General features: G+C 40.4%; 18 protein-coding genes. 6 read left to right on the forward strand and 12 right to left on the reverse strand.

The genetic code is table 11. The annotated features are described in order from the left end of the window. Nucleotides 1-5: 5 nt before the first annotated feature. The 7 genes from BLU33_RS15280 to BLU33_RS15310 all read right to left on the reverse strand — a co-directional run bounded on the left by BLU33_RS15280 (nt 6) and on the right by BLU33_RS15310 (nt 11,446). A complete protein-coding gene (locus BLU33_RS15280) occupies nt 6-3,689 on the reverse strand; it encodes a SusC/RagA family TonB-linked outer membrane protein (RefSeq protein WP_157682163.1) in 3,684 nt (1,227 codons plus the stop codon). Between the two features lie 212 nt (nt 3,690-3,901). Beyond that, a complete protein-coding gene (locus BLU33_RS15285) occupies nt 3,902-5,044 on the reverse strand; it encodes a FecR family protein (RefSeq protein WP_091374716.1) in 1,143 nt (380 codons plus the stop codon). Between the two features lie 110 nt (nt 5,045-5,154). Beyond that, nucleotides 5,155-5,739 carry an RNA polymerase sigma factor gene (locus tag BLU33_RS15290; RefSeq protein WP_157682164.1) on the reverse strand — a complete coding sequence of 195 codons (585 nt, stop codon included), beginning with the start codon at nt 5,737-5,739 and terminating at the stop codon, nt 5,155-5,157. Nucleotides 5,740-5,826: 87 nt separating this feature from the next. Then, nucleotides 5,827-8,196 carry a glycoside hydrolase family 20 protein gene (locus tag BLU33_RS15295; RefSeq protein ID WP_091374722.1) on the reverse strand — a complete coding sequence of 790 codons (2,370 nt, stop codon included), beginning with the start codon at nt 8,194-8,196 and terminating at the stop codon, nt 5,827-5,829. 296 nt (nt 8,197-8,492) lie between these two features. After that, entirely contained in the window at nt 8,493-9,737 is a 1,245-nt protein-coding gene (locus tag BLU33_RS15300; RefSeq protein ID WP_197684509.1) for an MFS transporter, read from the reverse strand. 85 nt (nt 9,738-9,822) lie between these two features. Next, the gene (locus BLU33_RS15305) at nt 9,823-10,731 is read right to left on the reverse strand and encodes a helix-turn-helix domain-containing protein (RefSeq protein WP_091374727.1); all 909 of its coding nucleotides are present in this window, start codon (nt 10,729-10,731) and stop codon (nt 9,823-9,825) included. Nucleotides 10,732-11,074: 343 nt separating this feature from the next. Beyond that, complete coding sequence (locus tag BLU33_RS15310) at nt 11,075-11,446, reverse strand: winged helix-turn-helix transcriptional regulator (protein WP_091374731.1); 372 nt, start codon at nt 11,444-11,446, stop codon at nt 11,075-11,077. Between the two features lie 99 nt (nt 11,447-11,545). On the opposite strand from BLU33_RS15310, the gene BLU33_RS15315 reads away from it, so the two are divergent. Continuing rightward, entirely contained in the window at nt 11,546-12,214 is a 669-nt protein-coding gene (locus BLU33_RS15315) for an NAD(P)H-dependent oxidoreductase (RefSeq protein WP_091374734.1), read from the forward strand. A 183-nt stretch (nt 12,215-12,397) separates the two neighbouring features. Here BLU33_RS15315 and BLU33_RS15320 read toward each other — a convergent pair whose 3' ends face one another. From BLU33_RS15320 to BLU33_RS15330, 3 genes are read right to left on the reverse strand one after another with little or no spacing between them, the layout of a single operon-like run. Continuing rightward, nucleotides 12,398-12,637 (reverse strand): hypothetical protein, encoded by a 240-nt coding sequence (locus BLU33_RS15320; protein ID WP_091374737.1) that lies wholly within the window; start codon nt 12,635-12,637, stop codon nt 12,398-12,400. 2 nt (nt 12,638-12,639) lie between these two features. After that, nucleotides 12,640-13,089 (reverse strand): cold-shock protein, encoded by a 450-nt coding sequence (locus tag BLU33_RS15325; protein ID WP_091374740.1) that lies wholly within the window; start codon nt 13,087-13,089, stop codon nt 12,640-12,642. A gap of 6 nt (nt 13,090-13,095) precedes the next feature. Next, nucleotides 13,096-13,287, reverse strand: coding sequence for a cold-shock protein (locus BLU33_RS15330; RefSeq protein ID WP_091374744.1), 192 nt, complete (start codon nt 13,285-13,287; stop codon nt 13,096-13,098). Between the two features lie 513 nt (nt 13,288-13,800). Between BLU33_RS15330 and BLU33_RS15335 the strand changes: the two genes are divergently transcribed. From BLU33_RS15335 to BLU33_RS15355, 5 genes are all read left to right on the forward strand, one after another. After that, the gene (locus BLU33_RS15335; RefSeq protein ID WP_091374747.1) at nt 13,801-15,480 is read left to right on the forward strand and encodes a GH39 family glycosyl hydrolase; all 1,680 of its coding nucleotides are present in this window, start codon (nt 13,801-13,803) and stop codon (nt 15,478-15,480) included. A gap of 287 nt (nt 15,481-15,767) precedes the next feature. Beyond that, a complete protein-coding gene (locus tag BLU33_RS15340; protein WP_091374750.1) occupies nt 15,768-16,205 on the forward strand; it encodes a thioredoxin family protein in 438 nt (145 codons plus the stop codon). Continuing rightward, entirely contained in the window at nt 16,192-17,148 is a 957-nt protein-coding gene (locus tag BLU33_RS15345) for an FAD:protein FMN transferase (protein WP_091374753.1), read from the forward strand. Before BLU33_RS15340 ends, BLU33_RS15345 begins: the two co-directional genes overlap by 14 nt. Then, complete coding sequence (locus tag BLU33_RS15350; protein WP_091374756.1) at nt 17,148-17,369, forward strand: DUF4266 domain-containing protein; 222 nt, start codon at nt 17,148-17,150, stop codon at nt 17,367-17,369. Before BLU33_RS15345 ends, BLU33_RS15350 begins: the two co-directional genes overlap by 1 nt. Before the next feature lie 2 nt (nt 17,370-17,371). Further along, nucleotides 17,372-18,661 (forward strand): DUF3570 domain-containing protein, encoded by a 1,290-nt coding sequence (locus BLU33_RS15355; RefSeq protein ID WP_091374759.1) that lies wholly within the window; start codon nt 17,372-17,374, stop codon nt 18,659-18,661. A gap of 18 nt (nt 18,662-18,679) precedes the next feature. Here BLU33_RS15355 and BLU33_RS15360 read toward each other — a convergent pair whose 3' ends face one another. Further along, the gene (locus tag BLU33_RS15360; RefSeq protein WP_157682165.1) at nt 18,680-19,225 is read right to left on the reverse strand and encodes a YceI family protein; all 546 of its coding nucleotides are present in this window, start codon (nt 19,223-19,225) and stop codon (nt 18,680-18,682) included. Nucleotides 19,226-19,360: 135 nt separating this feature from the next. Continuing rightward, nucleotides 19,361-20,029 carry a cytochrome b/b6 domain-containing protein gene (locus BLU33_RS15365; RefSeq protein ID WP_091374764.1) on the reverse strand — a complete coding sequence of 223 codons (669 nt, stop codon included), beginning with the start codon at nt 20,027-20,029 and terminating at the stop codon, nt 19,361-19,363. Nucleotides 20,030-20,033 lie beyond the last annotated feature (4 nt).

Below are 20,033 nucleotides of genomic sequence, written 5' to 3' on the forward strand. Positions count from 1 at the left end.
AAAGTTTAGAACCTAACACTTAATGAAACAGCATAAGTACGTGCATATGGCACACCACCGGTTATATATGGATTAAACGGATCATTACTTTGTAACGATTCCGGGTTCTGGTCGGCAGGTAGTGTTTTGTACAGGTAACCTACGTTACGGGCTGTAACGCTCAACTTGGCGCTTTTCAGCACTTTTGTTTTTGCAACCCAAGCCGTTGGCAACTGATATGCAAAGGTGATTTCACGCAGCATTATCCAGCTATCGGTAGCTACCGCTCCATTATAGTTCAGGCCGTTTTCCCAGTCGTAAGTACCGTTAAAACCCGGACCGCCATCATAGTAAGCAGGTGCATACCATGATTCAACAAGGCCTTGGGCATAAGCTTGCGCGAAGGTCATACCGCCGATGTTAACACCGGGTTTGAGAAGGCTCGTTTGTCCGGCAGCAAAAACTGCATTTGGTACAGCTCCGTCATATACAGTTTTGCCTGTATAAGAGTTGATACGAGCAACACCACCATGTGCCTGGTCGCGGTATTGGAGCGAAGCAAGCGGCGTTCCCTGCCCCATGGCATAGGTATATGATTCCGAGTATACTAAACCACCAAAACGGGCATCAATCTGGGTAAACAAGGTAAAGCTCTTATACCTTAATGTTGTAGTAATACCACCGGTAAGGTTTGGTTCCACCTTACCCATATTTACACGCGGCTGAGCAGCTGTGGCTGAATTATAAACATATTGATAATCAGCAAAGCTATATGCGGTATTAGCATTAGTATTAGTAGCCCTCGGTGCATTTTCAATAATCGGATAACCGGTTTTTTTATCTAGCTTAAAGGTAGTGTTCGGATCGAGCGTTAGTTCACCAAACGCACCACCCTGGTAAGCGTATACCATAGCGCCTTCATAATAGCCACTCAGTTGCCATGCATTTATTCCCGGCGCTAAAGAAATAACCTTGCTGCCGTTATGTGCTGCATTGATTGAGAAATCAAGATTCCAGTCTTTTGACCTGATCGGGTTTACATCGATGGCAATTTCCTCGCCTGAATTCTGAATGTTCCCTGCATTAAAATAATCGGTGCTATATCCGGTCTCTACTACACCTGGGTTAGATAAAAGCTGATGGAATGTATTGTTCTTATACCAGGCAAAATCAACAGTTATCAGGTTTTTAAATAATGAGAAATTGGTACCTAACTCAATTGACCGCTGTATCTGGGGTTTCAGGTCAGGGTTGATCCTTACACTTCCATTTATTTGGTTGGCTACAGAAATAGAATTACCATTCTGATCAACAACTGTACTTCCGGTATAACCATTACTGGTTGAATAGGCGCCGGCTATGCCCTGATTACCTACAAATGCCAATGAGGCCCTTATCCTGCCTGATGATAACCATGATGGCATTTTATCTTTATACTGATCGTAAAAAGAGTAGGATAAGTTTGCTGAAGGATAAAATACGGAATAATTGTTGGCCCCTTGTGAGCTTGCAGGGTAGGTAAGTGTTGATAACCAATCATTACGCCCGGTTATTTCCAGGTTAAGGTATTGTTTATAGTTAAGGTCTAACACACCGCCCACACCTATGGTCATCAGGTTTTGTGGAAGTGTGGTATAGCCAATATCACCATTAGGATTACCATTGCTATCGGTACTGTATTTGAGTGTATTTACAGAGTTATCTAACGCGAATTGATTAGGTACAATCAGGCCGCCATCAGTATGTGCAAAATAATTTTGGCTCAAAGTATTACCATAATATTCATTTAACAGACGGAAATCAGCATTCAGGTCGCCATGCATTAATTTTTTGGTAGCATGCCCCATTAATAACAGGTTATAGTTGGTAGTACTTGATCCGTTTGTACCATATTCGCCGCCGGTATTGTCTACATTATTTCCAAAGTCTTTGGTTTCACCAAACTGGGTATAGTAATTTACGTTACCACGGGCACTAAAATCAAGCCATGGATTTACCTGGGCTTTGATCAGTATATATGCCAGACCAGAGTTTTCATGATTGGCATAATTGTTCTTGTCCAGGTTACTAAAGGCATTTGGCAACCAACCGGTACCAAACGGATCGGGTTTAAGCGAGTTATCGGCATTCCTGTAATCATCATGCCATGCAGCAAAATTGGTATTGCGGGGTGAATAATAAACATCAAAACCAAGGTTTGATCCGCCACCATAGGCATACCTGCTTTGGTCAAAATAATTATTTGTTATAGTATTCGCATAATTCAAACCAAGCTCTGTTGAAAACACCTTGTTTATTTGACCGGTGTATTTAATATCCAGCGCATTTCTTGTTAAAGAGTTTTTAGGCAGCAAGCCGTCGTCACTGGTATTGGAATATGAAATTCTGTAAGTAGAATTCTCACCTCCTCCGCTTAAAGTAAGGTTATTGTTAAAGTATTTACCCGATTGATAAAGCGTTTTCCAGTTATTAGGCTGCGCAACATAAGGTACTTTTATACTTGGATCATAAACAGCAGGGTGCATTGTACCGTCAAACGCGGGGCCCCAGTTGCTGGTAGTTTGTGTTTGGGTACCATCTGGTGCAAAAGCGCCCTCCCTATTGTATGAACCCATACCAAACTCATTTTGGAGGGCCATAAAATTTTTATAAACATCGGTAGTAGATAGCGTAGTGCTATATTCAACACCCATGCCAGTTCTTGCCTTTCCGCTTTTGGTAGTAATAACTACAGCTCCGTTAAGCCCTCTTGAACCGTATAATGCAGTAGCGGCTGCACCTTTTAATACAGTGATTGATGCATAATCATCAGGGTTTAAGTTTTTTAACTGCGAGCCGCCGTCTGTACCATCAGGTGATGATATATTATTATATAAGATATTACCATCAACAACAAAAATTGGCTGGTTATTACCCCCTATAGCATTACCACCCCTTATTTGTATAAAAGGTGATGATTGTACGCCTGATGAACTTGTGGTGTTAATTACTACACCTGCTACTTTACCTTGTAAAGCGGTAATAGGGTTTACAGTATTGGTACGATCAAGATCATCTCCTTTTATAGTAGTTGTGGAGTATCCAAGATCATTTGTTTTCTTTTCAATACCATAAGAGGTAACAGATACTTCATTTAATCCCTGGGCGGATATTTGCATACTCACCACCAGGTTAGTAGTATTATCGCCAACTGCTACTTCTTTTGGATTATAACCAATAAAGGTAAAAACAAGGACAGCGCCTTTATCAGGAGCGTTTATTTTAAAAAGGCCATTAGTATTGGTTTCAGTGCCTGTTTTTGTACCTTTTACATATACGGTTACACCAGGCAATGGTAAATTCTGTTCATCAACAACCTTACCGCTTATAGCAATGGGGTCGACACGTAAGGCCTGTATAACAGCAACACCGGATGTTTTCTGTTTTAAAACAATAGTGTTCTGCACAATGGTATAATTTATTGGCAGATCTTTAAAACAGGCGTCAAGTGTTTGTTCAATACTAGAGTTTTCTACATCTACTGAAACTTTTGGTGACTGTTTTATCAGCTTTGTATTGTACCAAAAGGTATAGTTGCTTTGTTTTTCAATTTTATTCAGCACTTTTTCGAGTGATGCGCTCTTTTCGTTCAATGTTATGTTTTGACCAAAGCTTGTTGCTGCGCTTAGGTTCATACATGTGGCGACGATCAGTAAAATGGTTAGTTTCATAACCAATAGGGGTTTTTTAAGCCGCGGGTGGTTATACCACAACGGATAAATAGTAGAAATTTCCATACATTTGTTTGGTTTTGGGTTAAACAATGGTTCGCAAAATATCATCAGGTTTCCCAGCCGGTATCGCCGGAAGTGCTCCAACACTTTCCGGCTTTTTTGCTGGTAAAAAAGCCAACGGGCCTTGCCTTTAGCTTATAGTTTATCAGCTACGATTTTACAATAATTCGCCTCCCTTCTATGGTAAAGTTTATACCGCTTAACCCGAGTATTTTTAGCACTTCTGATGCATTCGAGTTTCGCGATATTTTTCCGTGATAGGTATAGTTAGGTATTGGTCCCTTAAATTCCACATCAATATCATACCACCGGGAGATTTGGCGCATGATAGTTTGTATATCAGCCTCGTTAAACTGGAACATACCATTCTTCCAGGCTATTACTTCGTCTACATCCAGATCATTTTTCACCAGGAATGGTTCATTATTGGTGAGGATGGCTTGTTGCCCAGGGCTTATCATTACAGCTTCTGCTGCCGAAAACACCTTAACACTGCCTTCAAGCAGCGTGGTTTTTACAGCAGCTTCATCGTTGTATGAGTTGATATTAAAGTGTGTGCCTAATACTTGTACAGTTTGGGTTGCTGTTTTTACATTAAATGGCTTGTTCTTATTTTTAGCCACTTCAAAATATGCTTCACCGGTTAGTTCAACCGTTCTGTCCTTACCAATAAATTCAGTAGGGAATTTTAATGATGATGCCGCGTTTAACCAAACTTTGGTACCATCAGCCAATACCATCTGGAATTGCCCCCCGTTAGGCGTGGTAATGGTATTATAAGAAACCTGGCTAACCTTAGCGGCTGTTGCTTTATATGATAGCAAACTATCTTGCTTAATAACCTGTGCACCTGCCTGCGTTGCGAGATCACCATTTTTAACATTATTTAAAACTACTTTGGCACCATTTGAAAGTGTTAATATGGCTTTATTACCGCCAGGTGCTACATCATGCGTAATGGGTTTGTTGCTGGCTACCTGTTGCGATTGCCGGTTATACAGCAACCAAATCCCGATTGAGAAAAACACCAGGATTGCAGCAGCACGTATTAAGTTTCTTTTGTGAAAAGGGATTACAGGTTTTTCTTTCGCTATTATGCGTTGGGTAATGCTTTTTTTCAGGTATTCTTCCAGTTCAGCTATTTCCGATTCGGTCATTTCATCAATAGCATTTGCTTCGTCAGCAAACAGATCATAGTATTGTTCAAGTAATTGAATTTCATCAGGCGAGGCTGTGCAGTTCAAATACTTCTTTTTTAACTCCAGGAATTCTTTTGTCAGTTGGACAGACATGGCTTATAGGGCTATATACTAACAGTGTATGAAAACCGTATAATATCCCATGCCGAAAAAAATAAATTTTAATTTCTTTGTTTAGTTGCTATGGTCTGAATATTACAGAATTACCGGGAGGTGAGAATTAATAGCAATAATAACAATTTGCTTAAAGTAGATCGCAGGCTATGTAATGAAATGGTAAACTGGTTTTGCACCGTTTTTTGGGAGATGTTTAACACCTCACTTATCTCTTTTGTTGATTTATCTTCTATAAATTTCAGTCTGAAAACCTCCCTGCGTTTTTCGGGCTGCAAACTCATCCATTCATTTATGCAATCCTTTAATTCTTTTACTTCATAAACAGAATCAGAAAACAAGGCCGGATGAGTCATACATTCCAATGGCATTTCAAAAAACGGCTGCTTATTATTTTTTCTGTATAACATAAATACCTGGTAGCGGGTAGCACTTACCAGATAGGCGCCCAGATTTTCAATATCCCTGTTAAATCTTTTTGTCCAGAGGTCGGCAAAAACATCCTGTACTATGTCTTCCGTCAATTCAATATCCCTTAATCTTTTGTGTGATTCGTTGTAAACCTTTCGCCAAAAACGGCTGTAGATTTCATTAAATGCACCCTCGTCGCCCTTACTAAGAAGGCCGGCCAATTGGGGGTCAGTAAGTACATTATAGGGTATCAATCTTATCAAATTTGCCTGATAAATCTATACAAAAAATTGTTCCCATTTTCACAAAAAAAACATTAATGTGAAATTATTTTTTAAAGTTACTTACACTTAGTCTACTTTAACCTCATCAACAAATAGCCAGGCCGGGTTTCCTTCACCCGGGTTTCCTTTTAGTATAGTACCCGAGCATTTTGCAATTATCTTTACATATCTCGCTTTAATTGCGCCAATATCCATTTTTAGTTCCTGCAACCCGTCCTTATTTGTCTGTAGATCTGTCTTTCTTAAAACCTCTTTAAAATCTATTCCATTGTCTGAAACCGATACACTAAGCCATAAAGGCATATATATCCAGTCAGATGGTTTATTAAAAAATCTCGCTGTTAGCACATTAATATTCTGCGATGATCCTAAATCAACAGTTCCTTCAAAATCCTGTCCGCTCCAACCCAGCCACTCGCCGTCATTAAACCTGTTATCGCTACCAACTATCCCATTGTTCCAGGCATGTTCACCACCTTGACTATAACTTTTATCAGGCTGATTTTTTAACCATGATGGCCGACCTGTCGCTTTATTTACTGTAAACGTTTTTTGTACATCATCAATAAGTTGCCCGTTATATATTACACCAATATTTAATATAATATCCGCATTTATAGCAATAGCCCCTGCATATTTAGGGGATGATTTCACCGGCCTTGAGCCATCAGTGGTATAATATACATCATAACCAGCAGGAATACCCACAGCCATTGCTTTTAATTGATGAGTTACTGAATCAACAAAAGTATTCAGCTTGATATCGAACATATGGCGCGAGTAATTAACCTTATGCTCATCCAATCTTTTTAAGTAAGGTAAAAGGCGGTTCAGGAACTGGTCATAAGGTTGTTTAGTCCCTGTCCATGTATCTTCTGCCAATGCTATTGAACGGGGAAAATACATATATTCAGCCTGCGCCGGTGTTGGCACATATTCTGTCCATAAATTCCCCTGTGCCCCAATTACCAATTTGGCTTGTTCCGCATTTAATACCGCCGGAACCGGGTGATAATTATAAACCTGCGCCAATGTGGTTAACCCACCTATTGCCAGTGGTTCCGAAGGATCAGCAGACTGGTAATGATCAAAATAACAATAATCACCAGGCGTCATAACCACGTTATGCCCCAGCCTGGCAGCATCTATTCCACCTTGTTCGCCTCTCCAGCTCATTACTGTTGCATTAGGTGCCAAGCCTCCTTCTAAAATCTCGTCCCATCCAATTACAGTTCTGCCTTTCTCATTCACAAACTTCTCTATCCGTTTTATAAAATAACTCTGCAACTCATCTACCGAGTTCAGATGTTCATCTTTCATCCTTTTAAGACATATGGGGCATTTGCGCCAATTTTCTTTGCTGGCTTCATCGCCCGCTATATGGATATATTTTGACGGAAAAACATCCATCACTTCGCTTAATATATCGGTCAGGAAAATAAATGTTGAATCCTTGGTACAATACTCATTCTGTATTTGTGATGGATATGGAAACGGCTTGCCTGTACTATCCAAACAAGCAAATTGAGGATAAGCCGCCAATGCAGATTCTGAATGGGCAGGCATCTCAATTTCAGGTATGATGGTTATAAACTTTGATTGGGCGTATGCAACAAGTTTTTTTAACTGTTCCTGTGTATAATAGCCGCCGTACAGTGTATCATTGGGCCTTGAGGCATAATCATACGTTGTATTTAAGGCAGTACCCTTACGATAAGCGCCAATTTGTGTAAGTTTCGGATATTTTTTGCTTTCAAACCGCCAGCCCTGGCTATCAGTTAAATGCAGATGCAGGGTGTTCATCTTCTGCATTGCCATCAGGTCTATCATTTTTTCTAAAAAATCATAGGGCATATAATGACGTGCCACATCCAGCATCAATCCACGATAAGAGAACGCGGGTGCATCATCAATAACCATTGCCGGGATAGCCCATTTAACGTTACTTGCAAGAGCAGGGCTCTCTATATCAGCCGGGAGCAATTGTAATAACGATTGTACAGCATAAAATACCCCCGCAGGCGTTCCTGCCTCAATACTGATGCTATCTGGATTTATCGTTATATGATAAGCTTCAGCCCCGGTAATCTGTTTGGTAAGTTCAACGGCAATAAAATTATTGCGCTTTTTTTTAACAACACTATTCAGCGTAATACCCGCGGCCTGTTGAAGTTTTGAAACTAAAGACGCTACAGCGGTGATTAACTCTTTATTACCAGGCTGTTTATAAATAATTTTGGTGGTAGCTTTTATAACAAATTCGCCTGATATCTTTTTTATACTTTGCGGATAAGGTATAATGTTTGCCGCCTGACCAAAAACATGCTCAGACTGGCTAAAAACGATAAATAAAATAAAAGCAGCCAACGTATGCCTGGGCATACCGGAAATAGTTTTAGATAAGAAATTCAGCAACAATTTAATATTACGGGGCATACATTGGTAGATAAGGATCGCAATATAATAATTATGGGTTATGTAGTATGATCGACATAACACAAAAAAATTACGCAAACGTTTGATAAGGCGATACAGAGATAATACTTTGGAAGACAATGAAATGAGAGCACAATATTTGCAGAGAAAATGGTTGAGACAGTTGAAATTCAAACTGACATTACCAAAAGCTCGTTTCAGGCAAACTTTTTGGTAATGTACTGAGCATCGTTATAAACTCCTGCCTTGGGGCTAAATGAACTATAAGCAAATATTACCGCATAAAATGCATTTACTTACTCCATCACAAGTACCGGATCTTGCTCTTTAACCAGACTACCACCGGGCTGTTGCCGGGTATGTTCAATCCATTTGGTGCGCAGTATAAGCGCCAGCACGCCAAGGATCAATACCGTATAGCCTGCACCCAGCCATACCTGGTTATTGATACTAATAATTTTTACAACCATATAGCTGAAAGCAGAGGTAGAAATAATAAATCCTCCCCCGGTTAGTCCACTGGCCATGCCTCCATATTGCGAGAACCGGGTGAGGCAATAAGCCAGCATCCCATTAAATATAAACCCGGCCGATGCGTGAAGCAAAACCACATAGGCCATTAAGGTATACAGATTTTGAATATGCAAGGTGAGTAAGATGAGGCAGCCGGATAGTACGAGCTGAACAACGGCTGCAGCAAACATCTTCTTAAAAAATGGCCTGGAAATAAAAGCTTTCGACACTAAACTCCCGGCCAGCATGGAAAGACCTGAGATCATTGCACAATTGCCGGTAACTGTTGCCGGATAATGCATCACTTTTTCAATCAGAAAAGGGCTTGACATATTGTAGATCATCAAAACGCCATAGGACAGGCCCAAAATAAGCAACCCCGACGTAAAATCCCAGGTGCTGATCATTGATTTGTAGGCGCTACCAATTGTTTTTAAGCGAAATGGTACTGTAAATGCGATGGTTTCGCCACTGAAGATCAGTTCTAAAAAAAGAAACACCAACCCAAAGCAGCCGAGAAAATAGAAATTTGACTGCCATCCAAAATGAGTTTGCAAATATCCGCCCGCGAAAGGCGCAAGAATGGGTGCTGCCGACCAGATCACAGAAAAAAGGCTGGTATAGTGCTTGAGCTTTTCTCCCGAAAACAGATCGAAGAAAAACGATCTTTTGCTCACAACTATAACGGCAGACATGAATCCCTGTACCGCGCGCATATCATAGATCACTTGTAAACTTTGGGTGTTTGCAATAACGAAGCTGGCAAGACTGAACCCCGCCAGTGCGATAATATTTGGCCTAAACCGGCCATAACTGTCAAGCACTCCTCCTATCAATAACTGCCCTACTCCATAAGCCGCTAAAAATATAGAAATTGATAGTTGTATAGCTGCTGGTGTTGCGCCCAGTTTCGCGCTCATATCGGGTAATGATGGTATATAGATATCCAGAGCCAAACCGGTGATCGGGATAAGACAAAAAGCCAGGATAGTACCTATTGTTTTATTTGATGCTTTGATGTTTTTCATAAGTCGCATTTGATAGCGCAAAGTTACCACGGCAAACCGCCCCCCGGGTAAGATGAATCAAAGCAATGCTTATACAAATCAAATATTAACCGGCATGTTTTACCTGTTCCCTGAAAAGTAGCGGAGTAGTGTGGGTATTTTGTTTGAAATACTTATTGAAGTGCGAAGGATATTCAAAGCCAAGGGTGTAGGCAATCTGCGCCGCGTCCCAATCTGTGTTTAACAGCAGTGTTTTTGCCTCTTCAACAATACGTTCATGGATAATTTCACGGGTGGTTTTGCCAGTCGATCTTTTCACCACATTGTTCAAATGATTAACGTGAATATTCAATTGGTCGGCGTAAGCTGCCGGGGTCAATAACTTTAACGGATTTTCGGGAGAATCAACCGGAAACTGTTGGTTAAGTACGCTGAAAAACCTGGCGATAAGACGATCATTTGCATTTTGCTGCCACACAGGGCCCTGTACGCGGATACCTTCCAATATCATCATTTGGAGGAGGCTCCTGATCATATCATATTTGTAAAAATACTGCCCTGAGAGCAAAGCCTCCATTTCGCGAAACAAATTAGTAAAGCGGCCAACCTGTTCGGCGGTTAAAGGGATAACTGGTGGAATAGCCGGGTTAAACAGGGCACTCTGATATCTGATGTCCTGCCTGATAGTATTCAATAAGAAAGTATCATTAAAAAGACAATAGAAGCCTGATTGTGATACAGAGGTTGCGCGATATGCCGACGGAACAGATGGATTAGAGAATATCATTCCTGTGTTTTCGATCAGTGCTTCCTTACCCGCTGCCGTATGGACACCATTGCCAATGATCAGGCAGATCTTATAATAATCACGGCGGTTATAGGGCGTAAGTTTATTGAGGCAGGTACGTTCCCTTACATTAAAATGGCTGACATTGGCTTTGGAAAGCAGGTCGGCAGGCATGGCCTGGTTGGTGCGCTGATAAAACTCCGGAAGCGTTTCTGTTCCTATTTGCATGATCTCGCTATTATACAAATCAAACACAAATGTAATAATGCTTGGCAAACAAGTATGCCTGATCACGAAAAATTACCCGGCACTTACAAACCTTGTGTCATGAGCATGGATGTTCGTAAGATAGAAAAAGGAAGCATTGGCCTCGTGCGATTCCCGCCTTGGGGCGGGGAAGGGTGGGGTTTAACAGATAGGGTGACGTATAAACCCTCCCTGCCACTTCACATCCAACCGCACCCCTCCCATGGGAGGGAATTAAAAACATAATGGTGGGCGATTATATAGTAGTCAATACCTCAACAAAAAATACCGGGACAACCATAAGCGTAAAAAACAAAGCCGGGGCTCATTTTATCACACTTTCCAGCAGCTCCCGGTGCGCTGCCCCCCACTGTTCAAGGCCCTGCCATACAGGTACCAGGGCACGCGCGCTTGGTGTTAGCTCATAGTCAACCCGTGCCGGAACTGTCGGGTAAACTGTCCGGGTGATCAAACCGTCCCGCTCCATCTCTTTTAGTTGCAGCGTAAGCATGCGGTCTGTAATACCAGGCATCAGTTGTTTGATCTCTGTGTAACGAAGCTTATCTATTTCCAGCTTATGCAGAATGACTAGTTTCCACCGGCCGGCCAGCATATACAGGGCATACACCATCCCGCACAAATCTTTCAACTCTTCACGGTTAATGCTGTTTGTGGACGCGGCTTTTCTTTTACTCATGACTTACATTTTTGTGTGTTGCTTACAATGGGCTGCAGCTGCGCTAAAATACATAGCAACTGATAATTTTGTACCTGAAATTAAAATTAAGAAACAAAAATGAATATCCTGATCATATATGCCCATCCCGAACCAAAAAGCATGAATGGGGCCATGTACCGTACCGCAATTGAACATTTAACGGCCGCCGGTCATAACGTGAAGACATCGGATCTGTATGCGATGCGGTTTGACCCTGTTTCAGATCGTGGCAATTTTACCAGCATGCATGATGCCTCCTTTTTTAAACAACAGCTGGAAGAGATGCATGCGACTGAGACTAATGGTTTTGTTGAACACATCAACGCCGAACAGGAGAAAGTGGAATGGTGCGACCTGATGATCTGGCAATTTCCTTTATGGTGGTTTTCAGTACCAGCCATATTAAAGGGCTGGGTAGACCGCGTTTTCGCGATGGGGCGATTTTTTAAAAATGGCCATCTTTATGGTACCGGAATCTTTAAAGAGAAAAAGGCATTGCTCTCTTTAACCACCGGGAGCTCCGCAGATAGTTATGTTGATGATGGCTTCAATGGTGACATAGCAGGGGTTTTAAGACCGCTGCATCGCGGCATTTTTGAGTTTACCGGCTTTTCGGTATTACGCCCGCAGATCATTCACGCGCCAGCAAGGCAGCGCCAGGAAATACTTGTTGAGGAATTGGAAAAATGGAAAAAAAGGCTGGATGGGATCTTTGAAGAATCACCGGTTGTGGTTGGGAAGTATTAGATCCGCAAGCCTTCATCAGCCGCTGAATTGGATACTCCGGGAGGTTTATCTATGTCCAGGTTTATTAAATTAACCCTGGACATAAGTAATTAGCCCGATCAAAGTATTGCGGAATATTCATCCTATTCAAAGAACAGGTAAGCTAGCATAATTGCTTTACCAAATCTAATAATACAAAACGCATCAATTCTGCCAGGAACTTTTCAATTGCTTATACTTATCAGCCTCCTCTAAGGTAAGGCTTGATAAGATATTAAGTGATTTGCCGTCACGCCCGGTAAAACCGTAGTTGCTTTTTTGAGCTGTTTCAAAAAACTGTATACTATATTGATCTTTAAGTCGATCATTATTTTTTACAATCTCCGCAAATTTGGCTTTGAAATTTTCCTTTTGAACTGCTGTTGCTGTAATTTTTGCAATCATAATTATTTCTTTTTCACTTTGATTGCTGATAATCCTTTTTGCCCCTGCTCGGTTTCAAAAGTGACCATATTATTTTCCTTCAACGGTTCAGTTAAGGCATTAATGTGCACAAAAATGCTTTCCTGTGTTTGCAGGTCCTTAATAAAGCCATAACCTTTCGATTCATTGAAAAAGCTCACAACACCGTTCCTAACGGTGTCATGCGGCACATCTTCCTGCTTGGCCACGCCAATTTGAATATCTTCAGCGTTGATCTTTAATTTTCTTGAAGGATCAGGCGGCGTTGACGTAATGTTTCCATATTCATCAATATAGGCCATCATATCTTCCAGGCTTTTGCCCTTGCCGGTATTCGCTTTCCGTTCTTCGGCTTTTTCCTTTTTATCCTTCGCTTTTTTTAAGCGGGCCTTTTCTTTTTCGTTTTTACTGAATGTTGCTGTAGATTTTGCCAAACTTGCTTATGCTATTTTAACATTAACAGCGCCCGGGCCTTTTTTGCCTTCTTCTACATCAAAAGTAACTTCATCGTTTTCACGGATAGTATCGATTAATCCTGTAACGTGCACGAAGATTTCCTTGCCGCCATTACTTGGTGTGATAAAGCCGAAGCCTTTTGATTCATTAAAAAATTTAACTGTTCCTGTTGCCATGGTGTATTATATTATATATATGTAAGTGCGCAAGGTACTGTTAATTATTGGATAAAAGACTGTTAATTATCAAGCCCGGACAACCTATCATTTTCCTTTTGTTAAATAATGAAATTGCCAACTGGGATCAGATAGCGTTTAAAACATTATTTGAGGAATAAAAAGGGTAAAACACCATACGGTATTTTCACATAAAAATTTGAAAATCAACCAGATAAAAAGAAATAAAGACCTATTTTTTATTTATACCAAAAAGCAAATAAGACGCTGATAATGAATTAGTTAAAACGGTTTTTTTATTTATACAAGAATATTATACTCCCTATTAAAATGGTTATGCCTTTTGAGGCACAAAATAGCAACGTTCATTTTTCACCTGATTTCAGGTACTTGTTTGAAAACAAACAAGTATTTAATGTTATTTAAACACTTATACTTCTTTTTCCTTTTCTTTACATTATAAACTTGACCAGAGAAAAGAATTTCCTGCATAATTTATTAATAGTCAAATCCATGAAACCTATTTATTTATTGTTGTTAGTGCTGCTGTTATCCGGCATGAATGCCTCCGCGCAAAATGTACCGGCGGTTATTCACGTAAATCTTGAGCAAACCAAGGGTGAAATGAAGCCCATTTGGGCATGGTATGGCTATGACGAACCCAACTTTACCTACATGAAGGATGGCTGCAAGCTGCTTACTGAGCTTGCCGCTTTAAGCCCGGTGCCCGTATATGTACGTACACACAACCTGCTTACCTCAGGCGATGGCATTCCTGCTTTAAAATGGGGTTCAACAAATATTTATACGGAGGATGCACGGGGCAATGCGGTATATAACTACCATATAACCGACAGCATATTTGACACCTATATAAAACGGGGCATGAAACCTTTGGCACAGATCGGCTTTATGCCAGAGGCATTATCAATTCACCCCCAACCCTATCAACACCACTGGAAACCCGGTGTTGATTATGGCAAGATTGAGACCGGCTGGGCCTATCCGCCCAAAGACTATAAAAAATGGGAAGAACTGATCTATCAATGGGTAAGCCACTGCATAGCCCGCTATGGAAAAAAGGAGGTTGAAAGCTGGTATTGGGAGGTTTGGAACGAGCCCAATGGCGCTTATTGGAAAGGTACAACTCAGGAATTTTACAAACTCTATGATTATGCCGCAGCCGGTGTTAAACGCGCGCTGCCAACAGCCCATGTTGGTGGGCCCGATGTAACAGGCGGAGCAGAAAAATGGCTCGGAGGCTTTTTAAAACATTGCCTAACTGATACTAATTACGTAACAGGTAAAATAGGCTCACCGCTCGATCTGGTACTGTTTCATGCCAAGGGTTCGCCGAAGGTGATAAACGATACGGTGGTGATGGGTATCAGGCAACAACTACGTGATATTAACGGCCATTTTAAGGAGATCAACTCTTTTGCTGAGCTCAAGAATATCCCCATTGTTATTGGTGAATCTGACCCGGAAGGCTGCGCTGCCTGCGGGATGGCCACCAACCCCGAGAACGCTTACCGCAATGGCACTATGTATTCCAGCTATACCGCGGCTGCACTGGCCCGGATATACGATTTAAAAGACATGTACAATGAAAACCTGATAGGTGCAGTTAACTGGTCGTTTGAGTTTGAGAACCAGCCCTGGTTTGCAGGTTACCGTGATCTGGCTACCAATGGTGTTGATAAGCCGGTATTGAATATTTTCCGCATGCTGGGTATGATGAAGGGTGAAAGAGTTACAGTTATCAGCAACCGTGCATACAAACTGCAAACCGTGCTTGATTCCAGCATCCGCGGTAAGCAAACTGACATAGGCGGCCTTGCAGCAAAGGATAAAAAATCAGCAACGGTACTGGTATGGAACTATGCGGATAAGGACAAACAAAGTGCGGGAGAACCGGTAAGTATAAATATAGATGGTATACCTGTAGAAACAACCAGCGTTAATGTAACTGAATACAGGATTGACGAAACGCATAGCAACTCCTATACCGCCTGGAAAAATATGGGGTCGCCACAACAACCTACCACAAAGCAGATAGCCATACTTGAAAAAGCAGGGCAATTACAAACCATAGGTAAACCGGCTCAGCTAAAAGTAAAAGCAGGCTCGGTAAATATTAATGTTTCGTTACCGCAACAAGGCGTATCCTTACTGGTTATAAATTACCTGTAGGCTTTAACTTCAGCTTTCGGGTAACAAGACATTCGTTGCCAATATTCAGGCTTCTTTTAATAACAAAATTTAGGCTGACCATATCTCCCGTCAGCCTGAATTTTTCATGCACCTTATATTCGGTTTTCAAATGTTAAAATTATGTTAAATAAGGCTTTTTCATACTAACTACAGAATCTCATTCTATTATTGTAGTAGTAATATGCTAAAAACATAGGTTAATCGATACAATTGGTTCAATTATCGATTAATTATTTATAATAAAAAACATAAACATATTTTTATATATGAAATTTTTAATTATTCTATTTTCTGCCATGCTCTCAATAAATGTTACCTGGCTGGGTGATTTTGGTCAGGCTAAAACAGAAGCATCCCAATCACATAAACTTATACTGATAAATTTTTCAGGATCAGACTGGTGTGGCCCTTGTATACGTGAACGAAAAGAAATATTGGAAAACGATGCATTTGAAAGTTTCGCTTCAGATCACCTGGTATTGGTAAGGGCAGATTTTCCGAGGCAAAGTAAAAATCAGCTGAGTAAGGAACAGGTAAAGCTTAATGAGGCATTGGCAGATAAATACAATCCCGATGGCAAATTTCCATATACCCTTTTAATTGATGAAAATGGTAAGGTGTTAAAGGATTGGGACGGGTTTCCAAATGAGTCGCCTGAGAATTTTGTAGCACAAATAGCCACATTTATACATGCAGCAAACTGAAATCATTAATTTATTAATACAAAAGCGCGCACTTAAATTAATGGGCAATCGCTTTGAATTAAGTGTAGTTAGTGACAATGAACAGTGGGGCCAGCAATGTATTGACATAGCCATAGCTGAAATAAGCAGAATTGAAAAACTTTTAACAACGTTTAGCGACGATAGCCAAACTAATGCTATAAACCATAATGCGGGTATAGCGCCTGTAACGGTTGACAGGGAAGTATTTGATCTTATAAAACGATCAATAAAAATAAGTGAGCTTACGCAAGGAGCCTTTGATATTACTTATGGCTCGATTGATAAACGGTTGTGGAATTTTGATCAAACCATGACGAGCCTGCCTGATAAGGCAACAGCAAAAAAAATGGTCCGGCTTATAAACTTCAGAAACATTTTGTTAGATGAAGAAGCCTGTACTATTTTTTTAAGTGAAAAAGGTATGCGCATTGGTTTTGGTGGTATTGGCAAGGGATATGCCGCCGAACGTGCTAAGCATGTAATGAAACTAAATGGTGTTGAAAGCGGTGTGGTAAATGCATCAGGCGACTTAAATACATGGGGACTACAGCCCAATGGTAAGCCCTGGACAGTTGGCATTGCTAACCCTGATTCATCAAATGAGATATTCTCCTATATAAATATTACGGATATGGCCGTAGCAACATCGGGCAATTATGAAAAATTTATTATGGTTGATGGAAAGAAATACTCACATACCATAAACCCGCGTACGGGCTTGCCTGTAACCGGTATTAAAGCAGTAACCATTATAACTACCAATGCTGAGATTGCCGATGCTATGGCCACACCGGTAATGATTATGGGAATTAATGCTGGGCTCGATATGATCAATCAAATGAAAAACATAGAAGCTGTTATTATTGATGATAACAATAAAATATATACTTCAAAAAATATAAAAATTAATACCCCTATATAATGATAACTAAAACGATGAAAGTATTAGCCTGCTTACTTATAGCAATAGGATGCACTTCCTGTGTTCATCTAAAAGAATACCAGAAAAGCAGGATAAATGATTCAGAAATGGTTTTAAGTAACCGGAAGGTTGAAAAAAACGAATTGAATTTTCAATCATACCGGGAAGCAGCCTCTGGCGCAAACGCAGGTAAAACAGGTGGAGGCTGTGGCTGTAACTAATTATGAGGAAGATATTTTTATCTGTAGTTGGCTTTTCAATGATATGCCGGCTTAATGCACATGCACAGGTTAAGCAGGATAGCGTTAGTAATAAACCAGCATTTAGTTTATACAATACCCCGGACCAGGATTCTACGCAATATAATCCCCGGAAATTACGATTAGACGAAGTTGATTTTGTATCCAGTTACTATTCCCAAAACGGCGATCATTCGGCTGTTACAGGTGGAATTGGGACAGAAAAGGTGACCGATTTTGCAAATAGCATTAACCTGAACTTTGTTTGGACAAACCAGCATCAGAATAAAAACACATTGGCTGTTGGTTTAGGATTTGATGCCCACACTGCTGCTTCGCAAGCCTTTGTTTCAAAAACAGGGGCATCCAGCCCAAATGGCACCCGGCTTTACCCATCATTGGATTGGACGGTTGAAAATGCTAAAACCGGCAACACATTTGGAGTAGGTACTTATTACTCGAGTGAATATAATTATCAGTCGTTAGGTGCCGATTTACATTTTTCAGTTAAAACTGATGATAAGAATGGTGAATTCAGCGCCAAATTACAGGGGTATTTTGATCACGTAAAGCTGATTTACCCATCTGAATTTATTCCGGTAAGTACCACTACTACAACCATCACATCGGCCAGTAGCTCATCAAGTTCTGGTGGGGGCCATAAGGCAAACATACCGAGTAGCCCAAGAGAAACATATTCTGCAGCATTCGGCTATACGCAGATCATTAACTCAAGGCTGCAGATCGCTTTCCTCGCAGATGTTGTGGGGCAAAATGGTTATTTAAGCCTGCCCTTTCACCGGGTATACTTTACAACAGGCAAGGATACTATTGAAAAACTACCTTCATCACGCTTTAAGCTGCCGCTAGGTTTCAGGCTCAATTACTTTTTGGGTGATAACATCATCTTAAGATCGTATTACCGATATTATTTGGATAACTGGGGCATCAGATCGAACACGGCTAACCTTGAAATAGCGTACAAGGTATCACCATTCTTTTCTATATCACCGTTCTACAGGTATTATAACCAATCGGCAGCGCGTTATTTTGCACCTTATGAAGAGCATAGCCCAACCGATCAGTATTACACCAGTAATTATGAATATGCAAAATTCAGCAGCCAGTTTTTTGGTGTAGGCTTTAGGATAGCGCCGCCAAAAGGAGTATTCGGCTGGCAGAGCCTACACGAGTTAGAGATCAGATACGGCCATTATACCCAAACTACCAATCTGACATCCGATGTGGTATCATTAAGCCTTGGATTTAAATAATATAGAGGAATGTTGAGGTTATCTGGCAATAACATCCAGATCAACCTCAACGTTTTTATCAATTGAATTGTCAGAGCCTACATTATACTCCAGCCTGTTTAATTGAAAACTCCCTTTAAATTCATAGCCGCCATTTTGGGCTTTAGCTGTAAATGGGAATGATATGGTCTTGGTAACACCTTTCATAGTAAGTGTACCGGTGAAGGTATAAGTATTCTCACCAGATGCCTTGGTAATGGTTTGCGATTTTATAATTATCAATGGGTGCTTCTTTACGTCGAAATAACTTTCCTCCTTTAAATGGTTATCCCTCATCCCAATACCTGAATTAATAGTTTCTGCAGCTATTGATACATCAAATACAGCTTGCGTAAGATTAGTCGGATCAAATATTACGGTCCCTTTCAAACCTTTAAATGTACCTGTAACCGTACTTTTAAATATCATTTGATGTGACACTTTAAACTGCACCGTGGAGCTTTGTTCAACAGGCGTATAATGCTGCGCAAAAACACTATTTACAGAACAGATAAATAGTGCTATAATAATTGAATAAGCCTTCATATTGGTTTGATTAATACAGTTACCTATGTATAATTGAATTAAGGCAAAAAAGTTATAATTAAAAGCCAAATAATAATGATTATGGCTGCTGCAATCCAGATAAATGGAATTAAAAGCCTTTTCATCTCCTACAATTTAATTACCCCCGTTAATCATGTCTGATACTATTCCTTTTTTATCCTTTTTACGCTCAGCTAAAAACACACCAGCAATATGAGTAATAATAAAAGCCAGGATCAGATACATACAAAAGCCGTGAACGCTTTTAACCGGATGATGTATGGATTTAAGAAATGGCACATCATCATCAAATGCAAGCGACAAGCCGGTTACTACCATAATAATTAACAAACAATAAAACAGTGCATATATTGCATTAACAGCAAACTCATGTAAAGCCTCCTGTCGGTCTTTTTTTGTTGCTTTAAACTGAGCGAAGGCACTTTTTAATCCTCTGATAAATTTCTGATCTGCCAACTGAAAGAACTCTAATACAAGGCGAAATAGTAACAACCCTGCAAGGCAGTAACCAAAGTAGATATGTATAGCCCAAACCTTATCCTCAAGCGCACCTGCAACAGCGCGGCTCAGGCCATTATCAACACCTTTTGTTTGTTGTATCCTTGTTTTTACAAGATCAGTAATTGCGTGTTTATCGGTTATCGTGGAATTTATAAGCACGGTTATAAGTGACCCGCTTATAATAATCATGTTTAACCAATGCCATAAACGCAGGCTTGCTGAATACTTTTTAACTTTAGATGGATGCTGAAGATCTTTACGTGTTGGGTCTATAGTTGTCATTATT

The organism is Mucilaginibacter mallensis, from assembly GCF_900105165.1.
Taxonomy (GTDB): domain Bacteria; phylum Bacteroidota; class Bacteroidia; order Sphingobacteriales; family Sphingobacteriaceae; genus Mucilaginibacter; species Mucilaginibacter mallensis.

What these genes read in the sequence shown, in the direction of transcription:
- BLU33_RS15295 (WP_091374722.1), bottom strand. Translation starts at nt 8,196, where the DNA reads ATGCCCCGTAATATTAAATTGTTGCTGAATTTCTTATCTAAAACTATT.
- BLU33_RS15315 (WP_091374734.1), top strand. Translation starts at nt 11,546, where the DNA reads ATGAATATCCTGATCATATATGCCCATCCCGAACCAAAAAGCATGAAT.
- BLU33_RS15365 (WP_091374764.1), bottom strand. Translation starts at nt 20,029, where the DNA reads ATGACAACTATAGACCCAACACGTAAAGATCTTCAGCATCCATCTAAA.
- BLU33_RS15350 (WP_091374756.1), top strand. Translation starts at nt 17,148, where the DNA reads ATGATAACTAAAACGATGAAAGTATTAGCCTGCTTACTTATAGCAATA.
- BLU33_RS15360 (WP_157682165.1), bottom strand. Translation starts at nt 19,225, where the DNA reads ATGAAGGCTTATTCAATTATTATAGCACTATTTATCTGTTCTGTAAAT.
- BLU33_RS15345 (WP_091374753.1), top strand. Translation starts at nt 16,192, where the DNA reads ATGCAGCAAACTGAAATCATTAATTTATTAATACAAAAGCGCGCACTT.
- BLU33_RS15330 (WP_091374744.1), bottom strand. Translation starts at nt 13,287, where the DNA reads ATGGCAACAGGAACAGTTAAATTTTTTAATGAATCAAAAGGCTTCGGC.
- BLU33_RS15335 (WP_091374747.1), top strand. Translation starts at nt 13,801, where the DNA reads ATGAAACCTATTTATTTATTGTTGTTAGTGCTGCTGTTATCCGGCATG.
- BLU33_RS15300 (WP_197684509.1), bottom strand. Translation starts at nt 9,737, where the DNA reads ATGAAAAACATCAAAGCATCAAATAAAACAATAGGTACTATCCTGGCT.
- BLU33_RS15305 (WP_091374727.1), bottom strand. Translation starts at nt 10,731, where the DNA reads ATGCAAATAGGAACAGAAACGCTTCCGGAGTTTTATCAGCGCACCAAC.
- BLU33_RS15320 (WP_091374737.1), bottom strand. Translation starts at nt 12,637, where the DNA reads ATGATTGCAAAAATTACAGCAACAGCAGTTCAAAAGGAAAATTTCAAA.
- BLU33_RS15310 (WP_091374731.1), bottom strand. Translation starts at nt 11,446, where the DNA reads ATGAGTAAAAGAAAAGCCGCGTCCACAAACAGCATTAACCGTGAAGAG.
- BLU33_RS15355 (WP_091374759.1), top strand. Translation starts at nt 17,372, where the DNA reads ATGAGGAAGATATTTTTATCTGTAGTTGGCTTTTCAATGATATGCCGG.
- BLU33_RS15340 (WP_091374750.1), top strand. Translation starts at nt 15,768, where the DNA reads ATGAAATTTTTAATTATTCTATTTTCTGCCATGCTCTCAATAAATGTT.
- BLU33_RS15280 (WP_157682163.1), bottom strand. Translation starts at nt 3,689, where the DNA reads ATGAAACTAACCATTTTACTGATCGTCGCCACATGTATGAACCTAAGC.
- BLU33_RS15285 (WP_091374716.1), bottom strand. Translation starts at nt 5,044, where the DNA reads ATGTCTGTCCAACTGACAAAAGAATTCCTGGAGTTAAAAAAGAAGTAT.